This window comes from Roseospira navarrensis (genome assembly GCF_009601025.1).
Classification (GTDB): Bacteria; Pseudomonadota; Alphaproteobacteria; order Rhodospirillales; family Rhodospirillaceae; genus Rhodospira; species Rhodospira navarrensis.
Genome location: NZ_WIVE01000043.1, coordinates 26,207 through 36,412, shown reverse-complemented (window position 1 = coordinate 36,412; position 10,206 = coordinate 26,207). Strand labels below are relative to the sequence as shown.

At 71.1% G+C, this 10,206-nt stretch carries 8 protein-coding genes; 3 read left to right on the top strand and 5 right to left on the bottom strand.

Translation table 11 applies throughout. The annotated features are described in order from the left end of the window. Positions 1-346 precede the first annotated feature (346 nt). From GHC57_RS19580 to GHC57_RS13165, 3 genes are read left to right on the top strand one after another with little or no spacing between them, the layout of a single operon-like run. A complete protein-coding gene (locus tag GHC57_RS19580) occupies positions 347-877 on the top strand; it encodes a FeoA family protein (protein ID WP_211369194.1) in 531 nt (176 codons plus the stop codon). Next, the gene (feoB, locus tag GHC57_RS13170) at positions 870-3,293 is read left to right on the top strand and encodes a ferrous iron transport protein B (protein WP_153344976.1); all 2,424 of its coding nucleotides are present in this window, start codon (positions 870-872) and stop codon (positions 3,291-3,293) included. The genes GHC57_RS19580 and feoB overlap by 8 nt, the downstream gene beginning before the upstream one ends. Continuing rightward, on the top strand, positions 3,290-3,577 hold the full coding sequence (locus GHC57_RS13165; RefSeq protein ID WP_153344974.1) for a hypothetical protein: 288 nt from the start codon (positions 3,290-3,292) through the stop codon (positions 3,575-3,577). The genes feoB and GHC57_RS13165 overlap by 4 nt, the downstream gene beginning before the upstream one ends. Before the next feature lie 27 nt (positions 3,578-3,604). On the opposite strand, the gene GHC57_RS13160 is transcribed toward GHC57_RS13165, so the two are convergent. The 5 genes from GHC57_RS13160 to GHC57_RS13140 form a co-directional block, all read right to left on the bottom strand. After that, on the bottom strand, positions 3,605-4,189 hold the full coding sequence (locus GHC57_RS13160; RefSeq protein ID WP_153344972.1) for a BON domain-containing protein: 585 nt from the start codon (positions 4,187-4,189) through the stop codon (positions 3,605-3,607). Between the two features lie 128 nt (positions 4,190-4,317). Next, complete coding sequence (locus tag GHC57_RS13155) at positions 4,318-5,682, bottom strand: TRAP transporter large permease (RefSeq protein ID WP_153344970.1); 1,365 nt, start codon at positions 5,680-5,682, stop codon at positions 4,318-4,320. Positions 5,683-5,686: 4 nt separating this feature from the next. Then, the gene (locus tag GHC57_RS13150) at positions 5,687-6,328 is read right to left on the bottom strand and encodes a TRAP transporter small permease (protein ID WP_153344968.1); all 642 of its coding nucleotides are present in this window, start codon (positions 6,326-6,328) and stop codon (positions 5,687-5,689) included. Between the two features lie 121 nt (positions 6,329-6,449). Beyond that, the gene (locus GHC57_RS13145; RefSeq protein WP_153344966.1) at positions 6,450-7,466 is read right to left on the bottom strand and encodes a TRAP transporter substrate-binding protein; all 1,017 of its coding nucleotides are present in this window, start codon (positions 7,464-7,466) and stop codon (positions 6,450-6,452) included. 323 nt (positions 7,467-7,789) lie between these two features. Further along, positions 7,790-10,186, bottom strand: coding sequence for an AAA family ATPase (locus GHC57_RS13140; RefSeq protein ID WP_153344964.1), 2,397 nt, complete (start codon positions 10,184-10,186; stop codon positions 7,790-7,792). Between the last annotated feature and the right edge of the window lie 20 nt (positions 10,187-10,206).

Sequence of the window (10,206 nt, the reverse complement as noted above, 5' to 3'; positions counted from 1 at the left end):
CCGTGGGGCGCGCCCCACGGATGGGCATGCAGGTGCGCCCCCTCGTGCAAAATTTCCAGACATCAGGTTACACAGCCACCTGACCCGCCCCCGGCGAGACCGACCGTACGCCTCTCTCCATCACTGATCGCCCGGGCCGCGTCCTGCGCCCGGGCGCTTTTTTGTGGTGCGCCAGGCATGGCGCGTCGTCGCAAAATTTTTCTGGACGTGCGAATAGTTCGCAATTACAGTGCCCACATTGTTCATGGGGATGCTGGGTGCCGCCCTGCTTGAGATGCGGCAGTCTGGCATGCAAGCCGAACTGGGGCGCGCGATGGCGGGAGCCGGACAGGACACGGATGGTGACATGACGGGCGCGTCGGGCTGGCGTCGGGCCCTGCGGGCCGGGCTCGGTCGCGGGGCCGGCCAAGGATGGGGCTGGGGCCGCGGCGGAGCCGGACGCCGTCAGCGCGGGTCCGCGGACTGTGGCGCCGACGGCCCGGCCGAGGGGCTCCCTCATGGGCCCCGCGGCGGCCGGGGGCGAGGACGGGGCCACGGGACCGGCAAAGGCAACGGTAACGGCAACGGCAACGGGCAGGGCTTCGGCAAGGGCCTGGGTCCCGGTCCGCACTTCACCGGCCCGTCGCTGGGCGACCTGTCGCCCGGGCAGTCCTGCCGCATCGTCGCCCTGCACGGGCGCGGCCCCATCCGCCAGCGCCTGATGGACCTGGGGCTTGTGCCGCATATGACCGTCTCGGTGGTGCGCCGCGCGCCCCTGGGCGACCCCATCCAGGTGCAGGCCGGGGACGCCGTGGTGACCCTCCGCCGCGCCGAAGCCGCCCGCGTCGAGATCACCTGCGAGGCGGCGGCCGGACCGGCCGACTCCGCCGATGGCTGAGGGCCCCGCCCGCCGCCGCGCCGACCGCCTGCGCGTGGCGCTGGCGGGGCAGCCCAACTGCGGCAAGTCCACCCTGTTCAATGCGCTGACCGGCCTTCAGCAGCACATTGCCAACTATCCCGGCGTGACCGTGGACAAGAAGAGCGGCGCCTACCGCGACGGCGACCGCACGGTGGAACTCGTCGATCTGCCGGGGACCTACAACCTCACATCCTACTCGCTGGAAGAGCGGGTGGCGCGGGCCTTCCTGATGGAGGACCGGCCGGATGTGGTGGTGAACGTGGTCGATGCCTCCAACCTGCGGCGCGGCCTGTACCTGACGTTCCAGCTTCTGGAAATGGGCCTGCCCGTGGTGGTGGCGCTCAACATGATGGACGTGGCCGAGCGTCACGGGCTGACCGTGGACCTGAAGGCCCTGTCCGCCCGCCTGTGTGCCCCGGTCGTGCCGCTGGTCGGGCACAAGGGGTCCGGCCGCGAGGCCCTGCGCGCCGCCATCCGCGAGGCCGCGGACGGGCCCGCCCGGCCGCCGGCCACCCTGAACTACGGCCCGATGGAAGAGTCCGTCGCCGTGCTGCAGGGGCGCCTTGCGGCGCAACCGGGGCTGGAAGCCGCCGTGTCCACCCGCTGGCTGGCGGTCAAGCTGCTGGAGGGCGACGCCGAGGCCGCCCGCATGCTGGCCCGGCACATGGCCAACCCGCACGGCGCCCTGGACCAGGCGGCCCGCGCCGCCGAGATCTTCGAGACCCGCCATGGCCTGCCGCCCGGCGACCACGCCGCCGGCTGCCGCGACCACCTGGCGGGGGACATCCTGGCCACCTGCGTCACCCGGGCCGACATGCGGCGTGTGCCCCTCACCGAACGCATCGACCGCGTGCTTCTGAACCGCTGGCTCGCGCCGGCGTTCCTGGTGCTGACGGTGTGGTTGATCTACGAGCTGTCCATCGTCCAGGGCATGCGCCTGACGGACGTGACCTGGCCGGTTCTGGCCTGGGTGCGCGATCTGGCGGGGGATCACCTGCTGCCCGCCGCCGGCTTCCTGCACGATCCGCTGATCCGCTCCATGGGCCTGTGGATCCTCGATTCGGCCAACGCGCTGCTGAACTACGTGCCGATCTTCCTGATCCTGTTCGCCCTGATCGCGATCCTGGAGGACAGCGGCTACATGGCCCGGATCGCCTTCATCCTGGACCGCATCCTGCACCGCTTCGGGCTGCACGGGCAGTCCACGCTGCCGTTCATCCTCGCCGGCGTGTTCGCGGGCGGCTGCGCCGTGCCCGGCGTGATGGCGACCAAGGGCATTCCCGACCAGCGCGCCCGGCTGGCCACGGTGCTGACCGTGCCGTTCATGAACTGTCTGGCGAAAATTCCGCTCTACGCCCTGTTCATCAACATCTACTTCGCCGAGGCCCAGGGCCTCGTGCTGTTCTACCTGTCCACCTTCACCGTCATCGCGGCCCTGCTGGTGGCCAAGCTGCTGTCGGTCACCGTGCTGCGCGACATGGAAACCGCGCCGTTCGTGATGGAGCTGCCGCACTACCACCTGCCGACCCTGCGGGGCGTGCTGCGCCGGGCCATCGACCGGACGTGGCTGTACATCCGCAAGGTGGGCTCGGTGGTGATCGCGGTGGCGACCGTGGTCTATGTGCTGCTGCAGTTGCCGGGGCTCGATCCCGAGACCCAGGCCGGCTTCCACGCCCGGGGCGAGGCCGCGCTGGCGGACTTCCGCGCGTCCGTGGCCGGCACCGATCTGGCGCCGGTGGCGGCGGACCGCGAGTCCCTGCTCGCCCTGTTGCGGGCCCACGCCGACGGGCGCACCGACATCGCCGAGCCCCGGGCGGCGGCCGCGCTGGACCGGCTGGCGGAGACCCGGGAGACCCTGCGCAAGCAGATGGAGGACGCCCGCCTTCTGAACAGCCTGCTTGGGCGTCTGGGCCACGGCCTGGAGCCGGTGACCCAGGTGGCCGGGTTCGACTGGAAGATCAACGTGGCGCTGCTGAGCGCCTTCACGGCGCGCGAGAACAGCGTGGCGACCCTGGGCGTGCTGTACCCCGAGGGCGAGTCCGAAAACCGGCCGCTGGAAGAGCGCATGGCCGAGGCCCAGGCGGCGGCCGGCATGACCGCGCTGACCGGCATGGCCGTGCTGCTGTTCTTCGCCCTCTACCCGCCGTGCATGGCGACGGTGATCGCCATCCGGATCGAGACCGGCTCCACCCTGTGGACGCTGTTTTCCATCGCCTTCCCCACCGTGCTGGGGTTCACCGTGGCGGCCAGCGCCTATTCGATCGGGTCGGCGCTGGACCTGAGCGGCCTTGAGATGCTGACGGCGGTCTATCTGGTGGCCCTTGGCCTGCTGCTGGCGGTGGGGCTGGCCTGGCGCCCGGCCCGGCATGCCGCACGGACCGAGGTGGCGTCATGAGTGGCGAGGTGACGGATGGCGTCTCCGCCGCGTCCGCCCCTGTCCCTGCCGATCCGGCGCTGGTGGACCTGGGGCGCGAGGCGGCGCTGGGACCGTGGGAGCTGGCGTTGGGCATCGCCGTGGTGCTGCTGGCGCTGGTCGTGCTGTGGCGCGGCCTGCGTGGCCGGCTGCGCGGGTCGCGGGCGTGTGCCGGTTGCGGCTCGGCCGCCGGATGCCCGGCGGCGCGCCTCGACGGCGCCTCGGCCGCCTGCGGGGGCGAGGATCACCAGCATCCAGGGGCGTGATCCGGTCCGGCGTGAGCGGAAGCCGGATCAGAGCACCGGCGCGGCGGTGTACGGGTTCGCGGCGGGCTCGGCCCCATCGGGGCGCGTGCCCGGCGGCGGCGCCTCGCCCTTCAGACGCACATGGGGGACGACCTCCCGCACCCCTCGCATGTCGCGGGCATAGGCGATGGCGCGGTCCAGCTCCGCCTGATCCTGGGCGACCCCCATCAGGTAGACCGTGCCGTTGACCACATCCACGCTGTAGTTGATGGCCCGGATCGAGCGATCGAACATCAGCCGCGTTTCCAGCTTGGTGGCGATGGCGGCGTCCGCCGTCTCGTCCACCAGGGTGGAGGTGTCGTCGATCTTGATTTCGTTGATGACGTCGCGCACGCCCGGCGCCTGCCAGGCCAGCCGGACCGCGTCGATGCGGGTCTGGGGGTCCGGCACCGCCCCGGTCAGCAGCACCCGCTGCTCGCGCACGGTCATGTCCACGCGCTGGTACAGGTCCACGTCGTGCGACAGCCACAGGCGGTTGATCTCCGCCTGGAGCGCCGCATCGCTGGCATAGCCGGACAGGCCGCGTTCCTCGCTGGCGGCCCGGGCCACGGTGGCGCCCGCGCCGACCGCCATGCCCACCGGGCTGCACCCCGCGAGCGCAGTCCCGGCCAGTCCGAGCAGCAGGCCCGCCGCGAGCGCCCCGCGCCGCCCCCGGCGGCACGGCCGGAGGCGGCGGGCGCGCCCCGCGAACGGGGCGGTCGCTATTGCGTGATGAGCTCGGGACCCATCATCATCGTGGGCAGGAAAGTGGACAGCCACGGCACGTACGTCACCAGGATGAGGAACACGATCAGGATCATCAGGAACGGGAACGCGGCCTTGACCACGCTGAACATGGGCATGCCCGCCACCCCGGAGGTCACGAACAGGTTCAGGCCCACGGGCGGGGTAATCATGCCGATTTCCATGTTCACCACCATGATGATGCCCAGGTGGATCGGGTCGATCCCGAGTTCAATGGCGATCGGGAACACCAGCGGGGCCACGATCACGATCAGGCCCGACGGCTCCATGAACTGGCCGCCGATCAGCAGGATCAGGTTGACGATCACCAGGAACATGATGGGGCCGAAGCCGGCATCCAGCATCGCCCCCGCGATCATCTGCGGGATCTGCTCCTCGGTCAGCACGTGCTTGAGGATCAGCGCGTTGGCGATGATGAACATCAGCATGATGGTCAGCTTGCCGGCGTCGTACAGGGAATTGCGCGTGTCCTCGTGCCAGAGCACCTGCACGATCTTGTAGGGGATCTTGTGGACCGGCCCGATGCCCTGCGAGAACGGCCCCATGTCCCGATAGACGAAGTTGGCGATCAGGAAGGCATAGACGGCGGCCACCGCGGCGGCCTCGGTGGGCGTGAACACGCCGCCGTAGATGCCGCCCAGGATGATGACGATCAGGAACAGGCCCCACGAGGCATCCCAGGCCGCCGACAGGATCTCGCGCCAGCCGGCCCAGTCCTGGGCCGGCAGGTTGCGGATGCGGGCGATCACGTAGATCCCGATCATCAGCATCAGGCCGGCCAGCAGGCCCGGGATGACGCCGGCCAGGAACATGCGCCCGACCGAGACGTCCACGGACGCCGCGTACACCACCATCACGATGGACGGCGGGATCAGGATGCCCAGGGTGCCCGCGTTACAGATGACACCGGCGGCGAAATCGCGGGTGTAGCCGACCTGGCGCATGCCGGCGATCACGATGGTGCCGATCGCCACCACGGTGGCGGGCGACGATCCGGACAGGGCGGCGAACAGCATGCAGGCGAACACGCCCGCGATGGCCAGACCGCCCTTGAAGTGGCCCACGCAGGCGATGGCGAAGCGGATGATGCGCCGGGCCACGCCGCCGGTGGACATGAAGGCGGACGCCAGAATGAAGAACGGGATCGCCAGCAGGGTGTAGTGCCCGTCGAAGGCGCTGAACAGGGTCTGCGCGATGGAGCCCAGCGAGGCGTCGGAATAGATCATCAGGAAGATGGTGCTGGACAGGCCCAGCGACACGGCGATGGGCACGCCGAGCAGCATGAACCCGATGACCATGACGAACAGAAAGACGACGGACATGGTCTCAACCCTCCCCGGCCTGATCGCGCCGGCGCGTTTCTTCCGAGGCTTCGGCGACCATCTCGTCGGCCTCGTGGCTCGCGATCAGCATGCTGCGGCGTTCGGTCAGGATGTGCCAGCCGGCCTGCAGGAAGCGCAGGGTCAGCAGGACCATCCCGATGGGCAGCGCGGCATAAGGAATGAACCGGGGCATCTTTTCGTACTCTTCGCCCTCGTTGAACCATTCCGCCATCAGATCGGGGAAGAACACCATCGGAATGTCGTTCACCTCGTACCACGACCGCTGGGTCGCGAACGGCCACCAGTACTGGAAGGCCCCGACCAGCAACAGCACGCTGAAGACCACGCACAGGACGACGGACAGCAGGATCACGGCCTTGCGGATGCCCAGTGGCAGCAGGTTCTGGATCAGGTCCACGCCGATGTGCGCCGAGATCTTCACGCAGTGCGAGGCGCCCAGCAGCACCAGCCAGGCGAACAGGAACACCGTGGTTTCAAGGGCCCACAGGATGTTGGAATTGAACACGTAGCGCGCGACCACGTTGGAGAACGTCACGATCGTCATCAGCCCGAGGGCGATGGCGATTCCGGTCCGTTCGATCCGGTCCACGAAGTCGCTGTGATGTGCGGCTGAACTGGACTGCATCACGCATCCTCCCCCGACATGGCCCCCGGCTCGACCCCGGGGTGCTCAAGGCAACGACGGCGCCCCCGTTGGTCTTCCGAGGGCGCCGTCGTTCCGATGGCCGTTGCCGGCTCGTTCGGTCTTAGTTCGCGACGTTGTAGGACAGAGCGGCGTTCAGCAGGTCCTCGCCGATGTCATCCATGAACTGCTCCCACACCGGGCGCATGGCCTCGACCCACTGGGCCCGCTGCTCGGGGGTCAGGGTGCGGACGACGCCGCCGGCCTCGACGATGAGCTGCTTGTTGCGCTGGTTGACGTTGTAGGACTCGGCGTTCCGGGTCTCGGTCACCTCGGCCAGGATGGTGGCGAGCTGGTCGCGCACGTCATCGGGCAGGCCGTCCCACCACTCGGCGGAGGTCACAACCAGATAGTCCAGGATGCCGTGGTTGGTTTCGGTGATGCCGTCCTGCACCTCGAAGAACTTCTGGCCGTAGATGTTGGACCAGGTGTTCTCCTGGCCGTCCACGACGCCCTGCTGCAGCGCGCCGTACACCTCGGAGAAGGCCATCTTCTGCGGGTTGGCGCCCAGCGCCTCGAACTGCGCCTGCAGCACGTCGGACGCCTGGATGCGGAACTTCAGGCCTTCGGCGTCCTCGGGCAGCAGCAGCGGCTCGTTGGCCGACATCTGCTTCATGCCGTTGTGCCAGAAGGCGACGCCCAGCAGGCCGCGCCGCTGCATGGATTCCATCAGGGCCTGACCGTCCTCGGAGTTCTGGAAGCGGTTGACCGCCTCGATGTCCTCGAACACGAACGGCAGATCGAACAGGCGGAACTTCTTGGTGAACTTCTCGAACTTGGACAGGGACGGCGCGGCCATCTGCACGTCGCCGGCCAGCATGGCCTCCAGCACCTTGTCGTCGTTGTAGAGGGTGGAGTTCGGATAGACCTCCATGCAGGCCTTGCCGTCCATCTCCTCGTTCACCCGATCGGCCAGCAGGGACGCCGCGATGCCCTTCGGGTGCTTGTCGGTGTTGGTGACGTGGCTGAACTTGATGACGATCTCACCCTCGTCGCAGGCCGCCCAGGCGGCCGAGGCCGGAGCCAGGGCCAGACCGAGCGCGACGCCGGCCGTGGCCAGCGTGGTCTTGAGATGTTTCATGGTGGTTCCTCCCTAAAAACCTCGGGTTCGCACCGTCCAGACGGTCCGGAACGATCCGGATCAGGCCCGGGACGGGATCACTCTTTCGACGGAGGGAGGCCGCGTGGCGTGCGCCGCGTCAAAGCCCCCCCTTGCGCCGACTTCCGTGCACCATAGTGGGATTCCTGATCCACGCAAAGCAAGGATCTGGTCCCGGACGGGCCTCCGGGCGAATTGTTGTTTCAATCCCGGAGCAAATGGGGGTGGTCCAGCGTCAGGGCTGCGCGAAGCGCGGGGGGTGAGGCGAGGGCACCACCATCGCGGCGTCGCACACCCGGGCGGCATCATTCCTCTGCCGGGGGCAGAGGGATCGGCGGGTCGCCGACCTGGCTGTCCAGCGGCAAGGTGCGTCCGCTGCGCGCGGCCTCCAGGCTGAGGGCGTTGAGGGTCGCCGTGGCCTGCCGGTCCGCCTCGGCGCGCTGCCGGACGCGGGCCGCGCGGGCGGGATCGGGCGCGCCCGTCGAGGCCGGTGCGGCCTGGACAGGCGCAGGGTCGGGACGGGGCGGCGCGGCCGGCTTGGCGGTGGGTGGCGGTGGCACGGACCGGGACCCGTCCGAGGCGGATGCGGCGGCCTCCGGACCAGGGTCCGCCGCCGGATCGAGGGCCGCGACGGCGGCCGGCGGGATCTCGGGGGCCGGCGGCGGCTCTTCTGTGGGTGGTTCGGCATCCGCGACGGGGGGGACCGGCTCCGGCTGACGGTCCGGTTCGGGTGCCGCGTCCGGTGCCGAGTCCGGTTCGGGTGGCGTCGGCGCCTCGGCCGTCTCAGGGGACGGCGCGGCCATTTCAGGGGCCGTCGGTTCGTCGGCCGACTCGTTCGTCTCCGCCGGTGCAGGAGCCATCACCGTATCCTGGGGGGCCTCGGTCGCGCGGTCGTCCGCCTCTCCGGGCGTGGGGGCCTGACCCGCCCAGGGATCGGCCAGGGGCGGGGCGGGGACCGGGTCCGGATCCGTCGGTGCGGGCGGTGGTGGCGCGGCGGAGTCCATCGGCAGGGCCGCGACGCTCTCGGGCGCGGGGTTCGCATCGCCCGGCGCGCCGGGCGCGGCGTCCTCCGGATCCGGCGGGCGCACGTCCGCGCGCGGCGTCTCGGCGTCGGTGCGAGATCCGGTCTGCGCGCGCAGGGCCTGCAGGCGGGCCAGCACCTCGGCGACCCGTTCGTCCTCGGGCACGGTCCGGGGGGCCGGCGGGATGGCCGGGGGCTCCAGGTGCGGCCCGGCGTCGGGTGTCGTCGCCGGTGCGTCCGGAGGCGGCTGCGGGTCCGGCGCGCCGGTCGTTCCGCCCTGCGTCATGGCGGCGGGGGGCATGTCCGCGGCCGTCGTGTCGTCCGTCGCGGCGGCCGCCGTGTCGTCCGTCGTGTCGTCCGTCGGGGCGTCCTGAGCGGGTGGCGCGTTCTCGAACGACGTTACATCCGGCGCGGGCGCGGCGGCCTCCTCTGTTTGCGCGGTGTCCTCGCCGGTCAGCAGGGCCGAGCCGCGGTCAGCAAGCGTCCGGGCCACGTCGCCCACCCGGTCGAGCGCGGCCGGGTCCCGCACGAGCAGCCACCCGCCGCCGCCCAAGAGCGCCACCAGCGCGAGCCCGGCGGCCACGCGCCGCCACCGCCCCGACCGCTCGCCCCCGTCGTCGCGGCCCGGCAGCGTGCGGGGCGGACGGTCCCCGACCTCGGCGCGCAGGGTGGCGGGCGCGGCCGGGTCCGCCGGTGTCGCCTCCGGCATCAGGCGCTCGATGGCCTCGCTCGCCTGCTGCACGCCCACCCGGGGCAGGGCGTCCTCGGCGGTCAGGGCCAGGGCGGCGTCGCACAGCGCGTTGATCCGCCCGGGCACGCCCTGGGCGGCCTGCGCGATCAGGGCCTTGGCCTCGGCCGTGATCGGGTCGAAGTCCACGTCCATGCGCCGGGCGAGCATGATGCGGTGGTCCATGTACTCCACCGCCTGGGCCGCCGTGAACGGCCCGATCCGCACCGTCGCCGCCAGCCCTCCGGCGAGGGTGCGCAGGGTGGGGCGCTCCAGCATGTCGGAGAGGGTGTCGGGGCCCGCCAGCGCGACCTGAAGCGGCGGCTGGCCGCCGTCGCGCACCAAGGAGGTCGCCAGCACGGCCAGCGCATCCAAGCCCACCACGCCGAGGGCCTGGGCCTCGTCCACGATCAAAAGCCCCTGCTGGCCCCGCGCCCAGCGGTCTTCCAGGAAAATGCGCAGGGTGCGCTGGGTCTCCGACGGCGCGCCGTCCGCGGGCAGGCCAAAGGCCCGGCACAGGGCCGCCGATGCGTCCCAGCGGGCGCCCTGGTGGGCTGCCTCCAGGCCGTTCAGATACCCGACGGCGCGACGGTCCTTCAGGCGTCGGGCCAGGAAGTGGACGGTCAGGCTCTTGCCCACACCGGCCGGGCCGATCAGGGCCACGATCCAGCCTTCCGGCTCCGCCGCCGCGTCGGTGGCCGCCGTCAGGGCCGTGCCCAGCGCGCCTTCCACCGCCTCCACCGGATCGGGGCCGCCGTCCGGGACATAGGGGACCGCCGGCCGGGCGGCCTCGGAGAACGGCGCCCGCCGAAACCCGAACGGATCCAGGTAGGCCGGCGCCTCGGGGTCGGTCGGGCCGGGAGCGGCCTCGCCCCCGCCGGGTTCGGCGACCGGCGGGGGGGCCGGGGTCTGGAGGGACTCGGGGGGCTCGGCGGGCCTGTCTGGATCGCTCATCGTGGCACCGTATACACCTG